Raw genomic sequence first — 18127 nt, forward strand, 5'->3', positions numbered from 1 at the left:
CATTGGAAATACGAAAAAATCGCTAATCGCATTGAAAAAGGACACTTGAGGTGCCCTTTGTCGAAGCCTGATCCTAACTAGAGCTAGAAGCTAAATTAGTTAAATGTAGCTATCTCTGCTAACGCCTTCTTCTTGGTAGCATGCTCGGGAATCGTCGCATCTTGGTCTGGATAGCCCACGACGATAAGCATATAGGGACGGTCCACATCGTTATCCCGGCCACACACCTTACTCAAGAAAGACATGGGTTTAGGGGTATGTGTCAATGTGCCCAATCCTGCATGGTGTAACGCATGTAATAGGAAACCTGTGGCTATGCCGACCGATTCGTGAACATAATAATTGATCTTACTGCCATCATTATCTATGCCACCACGCTTCTGCGAAAATACAGCAATAAGCCAGGGAGCACGCTCAAGATAAGACTTGTTGGCATCGGTACCTAATGGTTTCAGTGCATCGAGCCACTCCTCGCCCGCTCGTCCTTCATAGAAAGAACGTTCCAGTGCCTCTGCTTCATGGCGGATCTGCGCCTTCACTTCAGGGTCGCTGATGGCGACAAAATGCCAAGGCTGATGATTTGCGCCACTGGGCGCCGTTGCAGCGGCTCGAATACACTGCTCGATAATAGCTTGGGGCACGGCTCGGTCTGAAAATTGGCGAATGCTATGACGCCTCTTGACCTCCTGGTAATTACTCTGTGCTCGTTCGAGCATCTCCTCTTCGCTGTACTCGATAAAGTCAGTCAGGGGCAGATGGTCTTCAGTCTGTTTCATAGCTTCAATAAACTCCTTGTTTTTATTCTTTGTCTAACCTAGCAAACCAGACAGAAAACACCAGTGACAGCAAATGCTAAAATAGAAGTACACTCGATCAAAGCTAGCCGGAAGCCTAATCAAGAGACTCAATAACGTCTGTATTTATCGTCTTCTCAGGTATAGTCTTATCCGATTCAAGTAATAGTTTAAGCTTGTCCAATCCCTGACTGAGGTCATTCTCAATCAGTGTTTCAAAATCGATAAATAGGAACATCAGATTCATTGGGTAGCTCATGTGTCCACGAAATCCCCAGCTCACCTTAGTTTTATCACTACCAAGCGCTTCTGTGGTCATGTATGCAGGTTCGGTGGCTTCGAAGGGGGAGATAAATCTCAGTTCAAAATCGACTCGCTTACCTTCATCAATCTTAATGATCTCCTGCTCACCTACACCCACCTCTTCGTTATTACTCTTCCATGCCGAGACAAAACCCACAGTGCCATCGACACCTTTATAGGTTTTCTCCATTGTTGGATCCATTTGCGCCCAGACACTGAAATTATCCTGATTTTTAAGATGCTTCACATAGTCAAAGACTTCGGCGACTGGCCTGTCTATGGTGACACTGGTGATCACCGAATAATCTTTCTGAACAAATAGTGCCAAGACGAAAGGAATCGCTATGATGACAGCGACTAGAATAGTCATTTTCCGCAGCATGATGTTCTCCTTAACCAGCTGACTTAAAAGTTAATACTAATCGTTATAACATACAACTTGCTTACTACTTGTTCAAAGCCAGCTGTAATCCCTTAAAAGTATGGCTCAGAACTTGGTAGCGAGTAATATGAAACGATTAAAGACAGCTTAGCTGTCCTTAATCGTGTGCGGGATGAGTACAAGATTGGCTGCTTACTTGGCTAGCCGCGCCAATAACTTTTGATTTTCAGCTTCAATATGCTTATAAAAGTCGCGATCTGACAGCTTAGAGGCTGCCGCTTCATCAATCACAAGCACTGCATTCTTGTGTAACTGTAATGCCGATGCCGGGCATGCAGCAGTCAACGCGCCCTCCACCGTCGCGAGGATCGCCTCGGCCTTGCTCTCGCCAGTAGCCAGTAGCACGACTTTTCTTGCATCTAGGATAGTGCCAATGCCCATGGTGATCGACAGATGAGGCTGATATTCACCTTCTGCGAAGAAGCGGGCATTATCGTCGATAGTCGCCTTAGTTAAGGTCTTAACTCTAGTGCGTGACATCAAACCAGATGAAGGTTCGTTAAAACCAATATGACCGTTTCGGCCTATGCCTAAAAGTTGGATATCTATGCCTCCGGCGGCCTCAATCAGCTGCTCATAACCGACGCAAGCTTCTATAGGGTTTTCGGCATCACCCGGCGGTACATGAGTCTGAGCCTTATCGATATCTAGATGATCGAACAACTGCTGGTTCATAAAGTGTCGATAACTCTGAGGGTGAGTGCCTTCTAAGCCAAGATATTCATCCAGATTAAAGGTGGTCACATCTTTAAATGAGATCTGTTGCTCTTTATTGGCTCTGATCAAGCTCTGATATAGAGAGACAGGTGTAGAGCCAGTAGCAAGGCCTAACACTGAGTCCGCTTTACTTTGCAGCTGCTTGATAAAGATATTAGCGCCATATTCGGCAACTTCAGCACTGTTTTTTAAGATGACTATTTGCATGATGTTCGACTCACTTTGACTTAGAGCTAAGCTCAAGACTATGAAATAATTGGTTTGTAGCCAGTTAAATTAACATTAAGTATAGATGCCGCCGCCAAACCACTTTACTTACTCAATGTGGCTCACTCGTCTTATTTATACTCTTACCTGGCAATTTTAACATTACTATAACGCCGAATGACAACGCTGTCATTTATTATTGTAAGAGGAATATTATCAGCAACATCCACTAGACTACTCATCATCAGGGCTTAAAGGATATAATGACACATCTCTTTGACCCATTTATGACACTCACCAATGCCTGATACCTCTTCTCAAGCTGACTCCACCTCATCCTCTAACTCAGACCAAAGTGAGCCCCATCGCCACTACAAGATATTTAAGCCACATGGATTTCTGAGTCAATTTGTCCCCGAAACCAGAAAGAGCAAGAAGTTGCTCGGTGACCTGGCCCACTTCCCTGCAGGGATCATGGCGATTGGGCGTTTAGATCATGACTCAGAAGGCCTCTTGTTACTGACAACCGATGGCATGGTCAGTCATCGAGTCCGCAGTAAGAAGGTGGAGAAGGAATACTATGTCCAGATCGACGGTAATATTCATGATGAGACGATAATCCGTCTTCGGCAGGGAGTCGAGATAGGCATCAAGGGGGAAAAGTACCTCACGCTCCCTTGCAAGGTTTTCAAGCTAGATGGAGAGCCTGAACTTCCGAGTAATGGCAGAAAAATAAGAGACCCTAGGCATGGTCCCATGAGTTGGATATCTATCACCATCAGCGAAGGCAAGAACCGCCAAATTCGTAAGATGACCGCAGCCGCAGGCTTTCCTACCATGAGGCTAGTTCGAGTACGTATTGGCAATATCAAACTAGATGACATGCAGCCAAGAGAAGTCATTGAGCTGACTGAAATCACCAGAGTTTTATAGCTACCTAGTTCTGCATCTTGACTCTTTCTAGGGCTAGATCTAGGCTTCTTCAAGCTTGACGGGGAACTTGATAGTGAACTCAGCCCCCTCACCCCGCTCACTACGACAGGTGATAGTGCCACCTAAGGTCTGAGTCACCAGATTAAAGACGATATGCAGTCCGAGTCCACTGCCGCCTTTACCTCGCTTAGTGGTGTAAAATGGTTCAAAAATTCGCTGTAAGCTATCTGCATCAATCCCTTGGCCATTGTCCCGATAAACCAACTCAACATCTCCAGCTGTTAATTTCGCCTCGATGTGAACTTCACCTATGTTTCCTTGCTCAAATCCATGATGCAGGCTATTCATTAAAAAACAGGTTAAGATCTGTGCTAAAGCTCCGGGATGACTGAAAATAACTATCCCTTCGGGGCAAGAAACCTCAATACTGTGTTGATTAGTTCGAAACTTAGGTTGAAGACTAAAGAGTACTTCATCGATATATTCCCTCAAGTCAAACTCACGGCACTTATCTGATGATTGATCCACCGCAACCATCTTGAAGCTTTTAATTAACTCGGTAGCCCGAGTTAAATTGATCAATATGATACCTGTGCCCTCGTTCGCTCCCTGGAGAAATTTCTCTACATCTTCGGTCGTCAGGTCTCCCGCCTTATACTGAGACTCTAAGATCCTAAGCTCTCTTTCCAAATAAGACGTTGCGGTCACACTGACGCCCAGTGGGGTATTGATCTCATGAGCGATCCCTGCCACGAGTCCCCCTAGAGATGCCATTTTCTCAGACTCAACCAGTTGGGTCTGAGCCCGCTGTAATTCTCTAAACGAGGCCATCAACTCGGCATTAGCTTTATTGGTATTCTCCATTTCACTGTGGGCCACCGCGAGTACCCGGTTATATTCTCTGGCTATCTGGCCGACTTCGGTATGGGGCTCTTCATGGACACTCATGCCGAAGTTACTTTCGTTTTTCTGCTTCTCCATCGCGTGAAGTAGATCCAATACTTCGGTGTTGGCATTATGCTCTGAGGTATTAAGCCCTCTTATCTCATCCTCGGCTTTGACCCTTAAGGGGATGAACCTTTGGATCAAGGTTAAAAAAAGGTAGGTAGGGACAAATGCCCAAATAAAACAAACGAGTATGCCCAGGAGTTGAACACCGACTTGGCCAGTGAAACTCAAGCCAGTGTCGAGTACCTCGGCACTACCAAATAGCGCAACACATAAAGTTCCCCATGCGCCGCAGACACCATGAACCGGAGCCGCTTTCACCACGTCATCTATCTTAAAATGTTCCAAAACCTTAGTGCTAGCAAGATAAATAGCACCACCAGATAAACCTATCAACACAGCCTGTTGAGGTGACACGGCATTACAACTGGCTGTGATGCTCACTAAGCCGGCTAATGCCCCATTGAGCACATGAGGCACATCGGGTTTCTGGCGCTTATACCAGGTAAGCAAGAGTACAGAGATGGCGCCAAAGCTTGCGGCCAAATTAGTGTTTAGGATAATCATGGGAATTGTGTCATCAAACTTGAGGCTACTCCCGCCGTTGAAGCCAAACCAACCGAACCAGAGAATGATGGTGCCTACCGTTGCCATGGGGATGTTATGCCCCTGAATAGGAGTACTAGCTTCACAAAACCTGCCGATGCGCGGGCCTATCACCATCACAGCCGCTAAGGAGGCCCAACCGCCGATAGAGTGCACCACACTCGAACCGGCAAAATCGACAAAGCCTAATTGATTGAGCCAACCTAAGTTGAGTCCCTCAAAATTTCCATTCCACGCCCATCGGCCAAAAATCGGATATAGCACACCTGAGACGAAAAAGGCCATAATCAGATAGCCGGAAAAGGTCGTGCGCTCGGCGACTGCTCCCGACATGATTGTCGAAGCTGTGCCGCAAAAAACCAGCTGGAATACGAAGAAGGCGAGTAATTTAGGTGAATCGGTAATCGCAATAAAGAAGTAATCAAGATTGAACATGTGTCCGGCACTGCTATACATGATGCCAAAACCAGCGATCCAAAAAACGCCAGAGGTCAAACAAAAATCACAGAAGTTTTTTACCGCGACATTGATACTATTCTTAGACCGAACCGATCCCGCTTCCAAAAAACAGAATCCAGCTTGCATAAACAACACGCTACCTGTGGCAATCAATATCCACATGATATTTTGCAGTTCTACTATTTTTGCCAGTTCAACGTCCAATATTATGCCTTAACACTCAAACCCCAATGCTAGTGACAGTAATTATAGCTTAATCAATAGCGCTCAAAGTCGAGGCTTACTTGAAGACATTATATGGGAAAATATGGAGATAATGATGGAGATAATGATGGAGCACTTGGACACAAAACTGTAGCCTCAGCTAATTAAGAGAGCCAAGAAAAGGACATCAATGGGCAAAAATGCTGCATACCTTGTCACTTAATACTGCAGCGAAATCCTGATGCTGCTGCGCAATCCAATGCAATCCATCGGCATCGCTTGTTTCAACAATCTCACTCGCGTCCAGAAACAAGATACCTAGCTCATCCGCGACCTTCTTATACTCTGTAGCCAATTGCAGAGACTTATCTCTGGCACCAGCAAAAACCTGGATATCTTCTTCGGGGAGATTAGCCACATGAGGCGGTGCAATGAGCAGTAGTTGAGTATTAGCATTCTCAATATATTCGCAATTGAGTACCATCTCACAGAGTCCTTTCACACTTAGGGCAATAGCCGATGACGTAAGCTTAAATTGAGACTTAAGATCATTAGTACCTAGCATGATCACAATAAGGTCCAATGGTCTATGGCACTCAAGCAGCATAGGGAAGTAACGAGCAGCATTTCTAAAGTCGCGCCCTGGTTCATCAACCCCTGATGTTCGCCCGTTTAGCCCTTCCTCAATGACGCGATATTGACTGCCAAGCCTCTTTTGAAGCGCACCTGTCCACCTAACATCATAGGGATAACGCTTACATACTACAGGTTCATAACCCCAAGTATTTGAATCACCGAAACACAATATGTTTTTCATCTAGTAGTGTACTCTATCTATTAAAAAGTCATTTAGGGCTTCGGGTAACATGGGTTTACTATAAAGGTATCCTTGTGCTTCATGGCATCCATTATCTCTTAAAAATGCCGCTTGGGCTTCATTCTCGACCCCCTCGGCTATCACCTTAAGGTTCAAAGCTTGCCCTAAAGCGATCACAGCTTTCGCTATCGCGCTATTGTTTAGATCTAGAGGAAGATCCTTAACAAATGACTGATCTAATTTCAGTTTATGTATAGGCAATTTTTTTAAGTAACTTAACGATGAATAGCCGGTGCCAAAGTCATCTATTGAGAGTTCAATCCCCATCTCACCTAATCGTTGCAAGTCACGTATCACAACCTCAGGGTCTGACATCATAAAGCTCTCTGTCACTTCAAGCTCTAATGCACTCGCTGGCAAACCAGTCTCTTCTAGCACCAACTTAACCTCATCAACAAAAGACGTTCGCTGTAATTGTTGGCCCGCTACATTAACCGCAATGCGACCGAATGTTTTTCCTTGAGAGATCCATTTAACGCCTTGCTGACACGCCTCTTTCAATACCCATGAACCTATCTCATTAATTAAGCCAATTTTCTCTGCGATTGGAATAAACTTATCAGGAGAGACATTGCCAAGTACGGGGTCGCACCAACGCAATAATGCTTCAAAGCCAGTCGTTTGCATGGTCACAAAATCAAGCTTAGGTTGATAAACCAGATGAAAATTTTGCTTGTCTAACGCATCATGTAAAGCGCTCTGTAACTTCAAATGCTCGATAGACTCTTTGGTTAAAGATTCTGTATAAAAAGCGTAGCTATTACGACCATCCTGTTTAGCTCTATGCTTTGCAGAGTCTGCATTTCTCAGCAAGGTATAACTGTCCTTGCCATCATGAGGGTACACCGACACTCCCATGCTAGCAGTCAGTCTTATCGGCTCCTTGTCATCAATAAAAAATGGTTGCTCAAATGCCTTTCTGAGTTTGCTCAAGGCTAATGTCAGCTCTTCATTTCCCTCTACCTGTGGTAGTAAAACAACAAACTCATCGCCACCTATTCGAGCCAAGGTGTCTTCAGATCCTTTCTGGCGAGTTAAACGGCCTGCTAACTCCACTAAAATTTTATCGCCAGCCAGATGACCAAAGCTATCATTGATATGTTTGAATAGATCAACATCGATAAATACCGTCGCCAATTGTCCCTGTTGAACTTCTGCGTGGCGAATGTCCTGTTCAATCAGTGAGATCAACGCCATCCTATTGGGTAGCTTAGTTAAAGGATCGTGGTAGGCCTGATGTGCAAGCTCAGCTTCACTTCTCTTTTGAAGCGTGATATCAGCAAACACGGCGACAAAGTAACGCACTTCACCGTCCTCACCAAATACCGAACTGACGGTTAGCATTTGCGGAAATACCGCGCCATTTTTACGCCTGTTCCATATCTCACCATGCCACTTGCCTTTATGGATTAATCCACTCCATAACTCGGCAAAGAAAGCGTTATCATGGCGCCCCGAGCTAAACATACGAGGATTCTTTCCCACAACTTCCTCTTTTGAGTAGCCCGTGATTTCAGAAAAAGCCCCATAAGTCTCAATAATTTCACCTTTTCTATCGGTGATCATCACACCTTCAACAGAGTTTTCAAATACCCTTCCAGTTAATTCTAATTCTTCCTGGACCGCTTTATGCTGAGAGATATTTCTGGAAACACCAATGACACCTAAAAGTTCACCGCCTTCCGCCACCAGTGGTACTTTAGACGTTTCTAACCAATATTTATCAACATCTTCATCTTGTCCCTTGCATTCCCCTGTTACTATCTGGATGCCTTTATCAACGGCATCAAAATCAGCTTGAATAAATTCGCTGGCTAAATCGGCAATGAAAAGTTCTTCATCAGTTTTGCTGATAATTTCTTCGCGAGTTTTCCCCCATGCCCTCTCAACACTTTGGTTACACACCATGTAACGACCAGATGTATCTTTTATCCAAATATGCTCTTTTAAACTGTCTATAAAAAGTTGCAGATTTACATTTTCTAATGACGTTATTGGTCCACGTTCTAGTTTATTTTTTTGTTGATGCTCACGATAAATTTCGCTTAATTCCAGCTCAATATTTTTAATACATAATGTGATTAAAGACTCAAACTTGACCAGTTCAACATCTCTATTTTCAGAGTTTTTGAGTGGATTCATCTCTGTTTTTTCAGACTCAATACATAAAGATAAGCAACCAAACAGTGCCCTTGATGGCCACTTTATAATATGAGAATAATTGGCTAAATCTGAAATGCAGTTTTCATCTAAAACCTGATGATTACCGAGAGAAGCAGAACTTAATTGGGGACAGTATTGCTCCGAAGCGTTTATGACCCTTAGTACGACATCACATTGAGCATAGCTCGAAAGTAAATCGACAGAATTTTGCCAATTTTGCCAATACTTCAATGAAATAGGGATATCTATCATAGTGCCATAAACTCAAACATTAGCTTACTCCGCCTATACATCTAACAAGGTTACCTTTAATCATCATTTTACAACCTACCGCTTAAGCTATAAAAATCAGAGAAAAACTTCAATCAATAATTAAAATGATATTAAAAATAGTGTATCTGTCGATATATAAATGTACCAGCCACAGGAACATCTTAAACATTGATTATATTCTGCTAGTCGACTAACCCAGGGATTAATCACGCATAGGGATATTAAAATTATGATGCTAGTAACGTAAACGGAATCATCCCTGCAGCTTGATATCATCGAGCCTATATTATACCAATCAGTATGAACAAGTGGTCTACTCTGAGTGATTTTTGGCAGGGAACAAGATTGCGTCACAGATTGATATGAGCTGGGCGTAGGTGCTTATCCGGCTTTAATCATAAAAAAAGCAGCTGAGTATTTAGCTCAGCTGCCTTTATCACTTTTTTGACTTTCTTGATGAAAGTTTAGCCTTGATCTTGAGGACGTATAATCGAGAACAAAATCACGTCACGGATTGATATGGGCTGGGTATTGGCAAGCAACACCCAAGTCAAGTCAAGTCAATCCAAAGCCAAGTTTAACGTTTCTAGTTCAAATTTTAGCCTTGAGCTTGAGGACGCATAGCAGGGAACAAGATCACGTCACGGATCGTATGCGTGTTGGTAAACAACATCACCAAACGATCGATGCCGATACCTTGACCGGCCGTAGGCGGTAAGCCGTGCTCGAGAGCCCTGATATAATCTGCATCATAGAACATGGCTTCGTCATCACCAGCATCTTTCGCGGCAACCTGGGCCTTGAAACGCTGATCTTGATCTTCAGCATCGTTAAGCTCAGAGAAGCCGTTAGCGACTTCACGGCCGCCGATGAAGAATTCGAAACGGTCGGTGATGAAATGGTTTTCATCGTTACGACGTGCCAATGGCGAGATATCCGCTGGATAACCTGTGATAAAGGTAGGCTGCATCAACTGAGGCTCAGCTGTTTCACCGAAGATCTCTTCGAGTAGCTGACCACAGGTCCAGAACTTCTCGATTGTCATGCCAATACTCTTAGCCAAATTACGCATAAACTCGACGTCTTTAACCTCTTCATAGGTCATAGACTGAATAGTCTCATTGTCAGGATTGTACTTCTTAATAGCATCTAACATGCTAAGACGCGCATATGGACCGCCAAAGTCAACCGTGTGCTCCCCGTATGGAAGCTTTGGAGAGCCGCAAAGCTCGGTGGCGATAGAGTTGAGCATCTCTTCGGTCAAGTCCATCAGATCTTTATAATCAGCATAGGCCATATAGAATTCCATCATAGTGAATTCAGGGTTATGGCGAGGAGATAGACCTTCGTTACGGAAGTTACGGTTGATCTCGAACACACGCTCGAAGCCACCGACAACCAGACGCTTAAGATAAAGCTCAGGAGCCACACGTAGATACATCTCGATATCCAGTGCGTTGTGATGAGTGATAAACGGACGCGCCGTAGCACCACCTGGGATGGTGTGCATCATAGGCGTTTCAACTTCCATGAACTCTTTCTTGATCATGAAGTTACGAATAGCAGCAACCACCTTAGAGCGCATGATAAAGGCATTACGAGACTCTTCGTTAACGATAAGATCGACATAACGCTGGCGATAACGTGTCTCTTGATCCGTCAGGCCATGAAACTTCTCAGGAAGTGGACGCAGCGCCTTAGTCAGCAGCTGATACTCTTCCATGTTCACATAGAGATCGCCCTTGCCAGACAAGTGCAACTGACCAGTAACACCGATAATGTCACCGATATCTAAGCCCTGGAATGTGGCTTTAAGATCTTTCTGAACGTCTTTACCCGCGTATGCCTGGATGCGACCGCTGACGTCCTGGATAACCAGGAATGGACCACGCTTGGCCATGACACGACCTGCGATCGAGCGCTGAATGGCCATACCTTCCAAGTCTTCCTTGGTGTATTGACCATATTCAGCCTGAATGTCTGCCGCTTTATGTTTACGATCGAAGTTGTTTGGGTGACCATTTGCAGGGCAGTTAGCGCGTATGTGCTCAAGCTTGGCACGACGCTCTGCAATTAACTTGTTTTCGTCTTGTACTTGTTCAGTCATCTTCTTCTCTCGTAAATGTTACAGATCACACGTTAAAATAAATTAGTTCAATCGGTTCAGTTCTACTGAGCCGATACACATAAAGTGGGTAAAAATTTGTAAGTATTACAAACCAGATTTAAGGCTGGCTTCGATAAACATGTCGAGTCCGCCATCTAAGACGGTCTGGGTATTTCGACTCTCAACCCCGGTGCGCAGATCTTTAATACGCGCATCATCGAGCACGTATGAGCGGATCTGACTGCCCCAACCGATATCAGACTTGGCATCTTCCGCCGCCTGCTTCTCTTGATTTTGTTTGAGCATCTCAAGCTCAAACAACTTAGCCTTCAGCTGTTTCATCGCTGCATCACGGTTCTTATGCTGAGATCTATCATTCTGACACTGCACCACAGTATTGGTCGGCAGATGAGTAATACGGATCGCAGATTCAGTCTTGTTGATGTGCTGACCACCAGCACCGGAAGCGCGATAAGTATCGATACGCAGATCCGATGGATTAATATCAATCTCGATGGAATCATCTATTTCAGGATAGACAAATACCGAACAGAAAGAGGTATGGCGCTTACCCGATGAATCGAAAGGTGATTTACGTACCAGACGATGAACACCAGTTTCGGTTCTCAGGGAACCAAATGCATACTCACCGTTAAACTTAATAGTTGCGCCTTTAATACCGGCAACATCACCCGCAGTCACTTCGATAAGTTCAGGTTTATAATCGTGTGCCTCGCCCCAACGCAGATACATACGTAGCACCATATTGGCCCAATCCTGAGCCTCGGTTCCACCAGATCCAGACTGGATATCCAGATAACTATTGGCGATATCATGGGGACCCGAGAACATGCGGCGAAACTCAAGGTCTTCAAGGCGTTTCTCTAACGCATCGAGCTCGGCACTTGCATCATTAAAGGTCTCTTCATCACCCTCTTCGATAGCGAGTTCAAGCAGGCCTTCGACATCTTCGAGACCCGTATCCATATCGTCGATGGTCTTAACGATTAATTCTAATGCTGCACGCTCTTTACCTAAGGCTTGGGCATTATCCGGGTCATTCCAAACATCGCTACTCTCTAACTCTCGGCTAACTTCTTCCAGACGCTCTTTCTTAACATCGTAGTCAAAGAAACCCCCGAAGGCTAAGGGTACGTTCTGCAAGATCTTTGATTTTAAATTTTACCGGATTTACTTCAAACATATCTCTTCAACTCAAAATAGATTAGGCAGTAACTGCGAACCCGTTATTTTAACTTAATCGAAAGAATACCACTAGTGGTTCGAAGAGATGAATTGCGCTTATTTCGAGCTTAATACGCTTAGGTTTGAAGACTAAGTCTTTCAACCGTCAGCTAAACACCCAGGAATTAAAACCAGAATTGCAGAAAAATGGAAAACTTACCTAAACTGATGACGTATCAAATATTTAATGTCTCCGCTTCACACAAAGCAGAAGTCTCCTGTCTATACTTGCATCATGACCGATAAAACCCCAACATGTTGCTACCACGAAGATGAAGGTTACTCCTGCTCAGAACCAGCACAGCCTTCAGGATTGTGTTACTGGCATGATCCTAAAATCATCAAAGATAAACCTGAAGACATAGCCAATCTAGAGCAATTTGCTCGCAGTGGTGGCATGCTCAGAGGAATATGCCTCAAACGTGCCAAGCTCCATGGCATCGATCTGGTTCGTCACCATCAAAAGACTGGCTTCGATATGACCAATGCCGAACTCTACCGTGCCGATCTGCAAGAGGCTCATCTATTCAATCTAAACCTGCACAATGCCAGCCTGATGAAGGCGGATCTGAGGGAGTCCAACGTACACTGCGCCAATTTAGTCGGCACTAACCTGCTTGGTATCAAGTGGAATGGTGCCAAGATTGAGAACATCTCAATTGGCAAGAAAATAAAACAAGAGAAGCTCGCATTAGAAGCGGTCAAAGTTGGCGAAAAGGAGATGGCCAGAGATTACTTCGAACAAGCCGAAGAGATCTACCGAGACCTGAGAAAAGCCGCCGAACGTGAGGGTTTATTTGCTATGTCGGGTGAGTATATCCGTAAAGAGCTCACCATGCGCCGTCATCAGATGCCCAAACATAGCTTCAAACGCTTCGTCTCTAAGACAATCGATATCTTTTGCGGCTACGGAGAGGCACCAATGCGCGTTATCGGCTTCTCTATGGGACTGATCTTAGTCTGCGCCATCTTGTACCTTTTCACCGGTCTGAGTTACGACAGTCATGTGCACGTGTTCAACACGGACAACGACTTCATCACCAACCTATTTCTATTTTTTAACTGTATCTATTATTCGGTGGTGACCTTTACTACCTTAGGTTATGGCGACTTTACCCCCATAGGTTTTTCAAAAGCCATTGCGGCAATAGAAGCCTTCACCGGCAGTTTCACCATAGCCCTGTTCGTGGTGGTGTTTGTAAAAAAGATGACTCGGTAAGCAAGGAATCTAGGAATCTAGGAAAAGATAATCAGCAAATGATGTCAAATATAAAGAGGGAATGACTTTCCCCCCCCCTACTATTTAGCTAATCCTATTTTAGCTAGATAACGAGCAGTTTAACCAATACCCCTGCCGATGCGAAGCTCACCACCAAGAATAAAATATTCGGCTTAAACAGCTTCAAACAACCAAAGCCTAAGAGTACCAATGCCATGTCCAGAGGCACTTTCACCGCACTGGTAAACACCGGCATATAGAGCGCCGAAACCAGAAAACCAACCACACATGCATTGATACCAGCTAAGGCTCCGACAACCTTAGGACGAGCACTCAGGGCTGCCCAAGTCTTCAATGCCACTAACATCAATAGGAAGCCAGGAAGAAAGATCGCAAGGGTTGCCACTAAGGCCCCAACTAAAGGCGATTGACTCCAAAGCTCGGCACCTAAGAAAGCAGCCAAAGCGAACATGGGGCCAGGGACCGCTTGCGCTAAAGCATAACCGGTAATGAATCTATCGCTGGTCATGGCATCACCGACTATGGTCTCCAATAACGGCAACACCACATGACCGCCCCCAAATACCAGGCTACCGGTCTGGAAAAACTGACCAAAGATTTGACCCAACTGAGCATCCATCTTTATTAACGCCAGGGAAGCGATGAACAAAATGGCAAAGACGGCTAACCAGGCATAACCCAGAGTAATAGGTTTAGTTTCTGCCTGGGTAAGCTCATCACTAGCGTCATTGGGAGCAAGATATTTAACCCCCACCAGAGCTGCCACCAACAAGATCAGCACCTGAGTCAGCAGAGATCCATATAAAATCAATAGGACACTAGAGATTAACATCAGAACTTTAGCCACATGTTTGCGACAAAACTGGTTGAACATGATCCACACAGCATCGGCAACCACGACCACGGCGAGTAATTTCAGACCATATATGGCCCCCTGAAACAGGCCATTATCCAACCATTGAGCACTGGTCACCGCCAGTAGAAAGAGTAAACAAAATGAGGGCAGAGTGAAGCCGACAAAGGCGGCTATGCCACCGAGTAAACCGCCTCTGTGATAGCCTATGGCAAAACCTACCTGACTCGAACCCGGCCCAGGCATAAACTGGCTCAATGCAACCAGACTCGCGTAATGTTTATCATCGAGCCATTTCAGATCGCTAACAAAAGTCTGCCTGAAATAGCCAATATGCGCGGCGGGACCACCGAAACTGACGAGTCCCAAGGAGAGAAAACGAACAAAAATATGCCACATAGAGTAATTGACTAGGTAATGGAATAATAATTATCGGCAATTATATGACACCAATATGACACTAACATGACACCGATAGTTGAAAATGTTTTTCAACTATCGGTGTCATGGCTCATAAGATAGGCATAGTATCTAAATCTGCGAGGGCGACTCGTTTTCCCAACCTAGACTCCATCCAGCGAACCACTTCTTTAGAAGTTGTTCTGAAGGTCGTTAATTTACCACCATAGAGCGTCATCAGCCTGGGGTGAGTAACACTGGTTTTGAGTAATATCTCTCTGGGGCGATCGAATGAACTGCCATTGAGCTTAGGCAGTACTCTTACCCCGCAAAAAGTGTCTGTGATTAAGCCTTCCAGCTGTTCAACGCTCCCCTGAGCCGGGAAGTAATGTTTATATATCCCAAGCAGGTAATAGATCTCTTCTCGCGTAGACTCAGGTTTGCCATCTAGCTCTTCCAGAATTTTTTCTGTGGTCCCGAGTAAGGTTTTGCCTTTCCAGGGCATCACAAACACCACCCTATTATCGAAGCAAGATTCCAGATACAAGATCCCATCGGGCGCAGGAATGTCCAATAGGAGATGAGAGCCTTGTACCAAGTCGACACTCTCTTTAGCCATGGGAGGGACCAAGCTATCTATCACATCGTTGACCCAAGGACCAGCAGCATTGATGACACAAGATGTTCTTTGTACCACGAGAGCATCCTGATAAAGGTAACTCACTTCACAGTAGTCTGGCTTATGGACCATCGCGCCACACTCAGCATGGCTGAGGACTTGCGCCCCAAGGTCTTGGGCACTTCTCATCACAGCTTGGGTCAGCGCTTTATCATCGGTCTGGGCGTCCCAATACCTGAACACGGCTTTTAGTCCCTGCAGCTTTAACCCGGTAATTTTCGACCACTCCACCGCAGGCAAGCTGGTGAAACGCCCTAGAGGATCGAATTCGCTCAGTACTGAGTATGCCGTTAACCCGGCACGTATCGCCCATTGGCTGCGCTGGCTCGTGTCATAGACAGGGATGTAGAAAGGCACGGCTTTCACTAGATGGGGCGCTAAACGAAGCAAGGCTCGGCGCTCAGATAAGGAGTTTCTAACCAGAGATATCTGTCCGGTCTCTAAGTAACGTAGACCACCATGAATGAGTTTGCTTGAGTTTGCGGAGGTTTGCCCACCGATAGCACCTTTCTCGAGTAGTAAGACGCTGTAACCTGCTGCCGATGCACATTGCGCAATGCCAGCCCCATTGATCCCACCTCCTATGATGACCACATCTATTGTATCCATGGTTTTCTCTATTCACTCGAATAAAACCAAGATAGCACAATTATTTAACCAAAGTTTAGACCTGACTTCCCTATAAATTTTCCTATAAATGAGACTCGCTTCACTTGGCAGAACTGAGTAATTGGTAAGCTTGATCACATAGGCGTTTTAATTCAGTAAATACTTGCGGATCCCCCCCAAGTTTACAGCGCATCTGATCGGGGATTTTTGCAGCCTGCGCCTCTAATTTCTTCCCTGATTGAGTAATATGTAGCACTCTAACTCTCTCATCTTGCTCACTGCGACCACGGCTGACCAATCCTTTCACCTCCAAACGCTTAAGCAGAGGTGTCAAGGTGCCCGAATCCAGATGCAGTTTCTCCCCTAAGGTTTTCACACTGATGCCTTGGTGCTGCCACAATACCAACATGGCTAAATACTGGGGATAAGTCAGGTCCAGTTCATTCAATAACGGGCGATATGCTCTCACCATGGCGTTGGTGGCACTATATAGGGAAAAACAAACTTGATTATCGAGCGAGAGAGGATTGATATCTTTTACGTTAGGCATGTTAGCAAAACCACAGTGTTATATTGTGCACAATATACTTACATATGAAAAATAAATCGACTTTTTTCATAAAAAGAACCGAAACAGGGCAAAAATATACGACCAAGACTGTAAATTTTAATTTTTTTTTCATGCTGAGTATTCTTGACTATTCATGTCAAAAATATGTCTTTAAACCAGTATGCTAGGAGCGGCAAGGCTTTCGGCGCCTGTCTGTATAATGGCACTTTAGATCTGTGTTTGAAAAACAGCTCTTTTAAAAAAACCTCAAGATTCAATGGATTGATTTTTATCCTGCATTGGCATAGATTTGCACCTAAAATTATCTATCTAGACCGTAAATCTTGTTGTCACAGAAGGCCAACAGGGCATTGCTTCGAAGGAGTTATAAATGAAAGCAATCATATCTATCATCTGTTTACTGTTTGCAGGAAGCGCTATAGCAGAGTGTAAACAATATATACACCTCACTGAAATCCCCTATGCTAAAAACAGCTCTTACTTCCCCAGTAAGTATGCCAAGCAGTTGGATGAATTAATTGAAAGTACATCAAGTAAACCGGGCTATTTACTACTCGAGTTTCAGATATTAAAACATCAAGCCAGCGATGATAACCGCAAGTACAATATGTGGCTGGCAAATCGACGTATAGATAGAATAAAACAATACCTGACCAATTCACATTACCCGGCACCTGTCATCAGCCGTATCTTAACCGCCAGTAACGAAGATCTCAGAGATGTCAGTATAACTTGGTGTCATGATGCTCAATCGAATTCTGCCGCAGCCCTTGCTATAGCGGCTCAAAAAGATACCAGCTTGCTGTCCATAAACTCAGAAGATGATGCTTCAAACACTAGTGATCCTCATGAAGGGACTATCTCTGGTTCTCGCTAGAATTTAAGGGTTACTATCCAGTTACCTTGATGAACTGACTTCTCGAACAAACTGAGTAAATGAAATTAATGAGCTAATTTCAAGATCAAATCAACGAATAAGCCATAGCGGTGCTAAGGCTTATATCATCTAGCAAATACCAATAAAGCACTAAGCGATGTAATACCATTCCATATAAGTATCTGGTCAGTTCAGAGGCTCTCAGTTTTTTCAATTCAAGGCACATTGATGAGGAAATGGTTATTCCCTTTTAAGTCAATGTAACACAGAAGTGGAAACACTGAGAGCCTCACGCAGTGCGGGTTTCAAAGCCCTTTATGCTACGTTGAATGTTCTCGATATAGAATAACTATTAGCTTCAAACATTCGCCTTGCCTACAGTGCTTTGAACTCCCGCTGAATGATCAGATACTTACTCGGAATGGTATAAATTCCCACTTATGGTCTCCCTGTGACCATAGGTTTAAACCTTATATAGCGAATCGGCCTCAGTTCCCATTTTCTTATGATTCGAGATTTCTGTTGCAAGTCTTGCATGCGAATGTATCCCCCCAAAAAAAGATAAGTAAGATATTTATTGTGATACCAGTATCAGCGATAACATCTAGCACATCCCACAGG

Annotated in this window: 14 protein-coding genes; 3 read left to right on the top strand and 11 right to left on the bottom strand. The window is 44.5% G+C overall.

What is annotated here, in order from left to right; all coding sequences use genetic code 11:
• Positions 1 to 95: 95 nt before the first annotated feature.
• The 3 genes from FS373_RS13645 to nagB form a co-directional block, all read right to left on the bottom strand.
• Positions 96 to 776 (bottom strand): nitroreductase family protein, encoded by a 681-nt coding sequence (locus tag FS373_RS13645; RefSeq protein WP_144047978.1) that lies wholly within the window; start codon positions 774 to 776, stop codon positions 96 to 98.
• 115 nt (positions 777 to 891) lie between these two features.
• On the bottom strand, positions 892 to 1479 hold the full coding sequence (locus tag FS373_RS13650) for an SRPBCC family protein (RefSeq protein WP_144047979.1): 588 nt from the start codon (positions 1477 to 1479) through the stop codon (positions 892 to 894).
• Between the two features lie 192 nt (positions 1480 to 1671).
• Positions 1672 to 2463 (bottom strand): glucosamine-6-phosphate deaminase, encoded by a 792-nt coding sequence (nagB, locus tag FS373_RS13655; RefSeq protein WP_152829635.1) that lies wholly within the window; start codon positions 2461 to 2463, stop codon positions 1672 to 1674.
• Positions 2464 to 2763: 300 nt separating this feature from the next.
• On the opposite strand from nagB, the gene FS373_RS13660 reads away from it, so the two are divergent.
• The gene (locus tag FS373_RS13660) at positions 2764 to 3396 is read left to right on the top strand and encodes a pseudouridine synthase (RefSeq protein ID WP_152829636.1); all 633 of its coding nucleotides are present in this window, start codon (positions 2764 to 2766) and stop codon (positions 3394 to 3396) included.
• A gap of 39 nt (positions 3397 to 3435) precedes the next feature.
• Here the strand turns inward: FS373_RS13660 and amt are convergent, their stop codons facing one another.
• The 5 genes from amt to prfB form a co-directional block, all read right to left on the bottom strand.
• Positions 3436 to 5613, bottom strand: coding sequence for an ammonium transporter (gene amt, locus FS373_RS13665; RefSeq protein WP_144047982.1), 2178 nt, complete (start codon positions 5611 to 5613; stop codon positions 3436 to 3438).
• Positions 5614 to 5800: 187 nt separating this feature from the next.
• Entirely contained in the window at positions 5801 to 6430 is a 630-nt protein-coding gene (locus FS373_RS13670; RefSeq protein ID WP_144047983.1) for an SGNH/GDSL hydrolase family protein, read from the bottom strand.
• Entirely contained in the window at positions 6431 to 8632 is a 2202-nt protein-coding gene (locus FS373_RS13675) for an EAL domain-containing protein (RefSeq protein WP_407695614.1), read from the bottom strand.
• Positions 8633 to 9524: 892 nt separating this feature from the next.
• Complete coding sequence (gene lysS, locus FS373_RS13680; protein ID WP_144047985.1) at positions 9525 to 11033, bottom strand: lysine--tRNA ligase; 1509 nt, start codon at positions 11031 to 11033, stop codon at positions 9525 to 9527.
• 105 nt (positions 11034 to 11138) lie between these two features.
• Positions 11139 to 12237 (bottom strand): peptide chain release factor 2 gene (prfB, locus tag FS373_RS13685; RefSeq protein WP_185976889.1). Its coding sequence is split into 2 segments (ribosomal slippage): positions 11139 to 12161 and positions 12163 to 12237, totalling 1098 coding nucleotides; the frame shifts between segments, so codons are not numbered across the junction.
• Between the two features lie 276 nt (positions 12238 to 12513).
• Between prfB and FS373_RS13690 the strand changes: the two genes are divergently transcribed.
• Positions 12514 to 13497, top strand: a complete 984-nt coding sequence (locus FS373_RS13690) for an ion channel (RefSeq protein WP_144047987.1) — start codon at positions 12514 to 12516, stop codon at positions 13495 to 13497.
• A gap of 103 nt (positions 13498 to 13600) precedes the next feature.
• Here FS373_RS13690 and chrA read toward each other — a convergent pair whose 3' ends face one another.
• From chrA to FS373_RS13705, 3 genes are all read right to left on the bottom strand, one after another.
• Entirely contained in the window at positions 13601 to 14770 is a 1170-nt protein-coding gene (chrA, locus tag FS373_RS13695; RefSeq protein ID WP_144047988.1) for a chromate efflux transporter, read from the bottom strand.
• A 112-nt stretch (positions 14771 to 14882) separates the two neighbouring features.
• Positions 14883 to 16058, bottom strand: a complete 1176-nt coding sequence (locus tag FS373_RS13700; RefSeq protein WP_144047989.1) for a glycerol-3-phosphate dehydrogenase/oxidase — start codon at positions 16056 to 16058, stop codon at positions 14883 to 14885.
• Between the two features lie 100 nt (positions 16059 to 16158).
• Positions 16159 to 16608, bottom strand: a complete 450-nt coding sequence (locus tag FS373_RS13705) for a MarR family winged helix-turn-helix transcriptional regulator (RefSeq protein ID WP_152829637.1) — start codon at positions 16606 to 16608, stop codon at positions 16159 to 16161.
• 391 nt (positions 16609 to 16999) lie between these two features.
• Between FS373_RS13705 and FS373_RS13710 the strand changes: the two genes are divergently transcribed.
• Positions 17000 to 17506 carry an OmpA family protein gene (locus FS373_RS13710; RefSeq protein ID WP_144047990.1) on the top strand — a complete coding sequence of 169 codons (507 nt, stop codon included), beginning with the start codon at positions 17000 to 17002 and terminating at the stop codon, positions 17504 to 17506.
• Positions 17507 to 18127: the final 621 nt, after the last annotated feature.

It is taken from the genome of Shewanella sp. YLB-07 (assembly GCF_009377275.1).

Bases quoted from the DNA above. Each gene is read 5' to 3' on its own strand.
- FS373_RS13645 (WP_144047978.1), bottom strand. From the start codon at position 776: ATGAAACAGACTGAAGACCATCTGCCCCTGACTGACTTTATCGAGTAC.
- FS373_RS13650 (WP_144047979.1), bottom strand. From the start codon at position 1,479: ATGCTGCGGAAAATGACTATTCTAGTCGCTGTCATCATAGCGATTCCT.
- nagB (WP_152829635.1), bottom strand. From the start codon at position 2,463: ATGCAAATAGTCATCTTAAAAAACAGTGCTGAAGTTGCCGAATATGGC.
- FS373_RS13660 (WP_152829636.1), top strand. From the start codon at position 2,764: ATGCCTGATACCTCTTCTCAAGCTGACTCCACCTCATCCTCTAACTCA.
- FS373_RS13670 (WP_144047983.1), bottom strand. From the start codon at position 6,430: ATGAAAAACATATTGTGTTTCGGTGATTCAAATACTTGGGGTTATGAA.
- FS373_RS13675 (WP_407695614.1), bottom strand. From the start codon at position 8,632: ATGAATCCACTCAAAAACTCTGAAAATAGAGATGTTGAACTGGTCAAG.
- lysS (WP_144047985.1), bottom strand. From the start codon at position 11,033: ATGACTGAACAAGTACAAGACGAAAACAAGTTAATTGCAGAGCGTCGT.
- FS373_RS13690 (WP_144047987.1), top strand. From the start codon at position 12,514: ATGACCGATAAAACCCCAACATGTTGCTACCACGAAGATGAAGGTTAC.
- chrA (WP_144047988.1), bottom strand. From the start codon at position 14,770: ATGTGGCATATTTTTGTTCGTTTTCTCTCCTTGGGACTCGTCAGTTTC.
- FS373_RS13700 (WP_144047989.1), bottom strand. From the start codon at position 16,058: ATGGATACAATAGATGTGGTCATCATAGGAGGTGGGATCAATGGGGCT.
- FS373_RS13705 (WP_152829637.1), bottom strand. From the start codon at position 16,608: ATGCCTAACGTAAAAGATATCAATCCTCTCTCGCTCGATAATCAAGTT.
- FS373_RS13710 (WP_144047990.1), top strand. From the start codon at position 17,000: ATGAAAGCAATCATATCTATCATCTGTTTACTGTTTGCAGGAAGCGCT.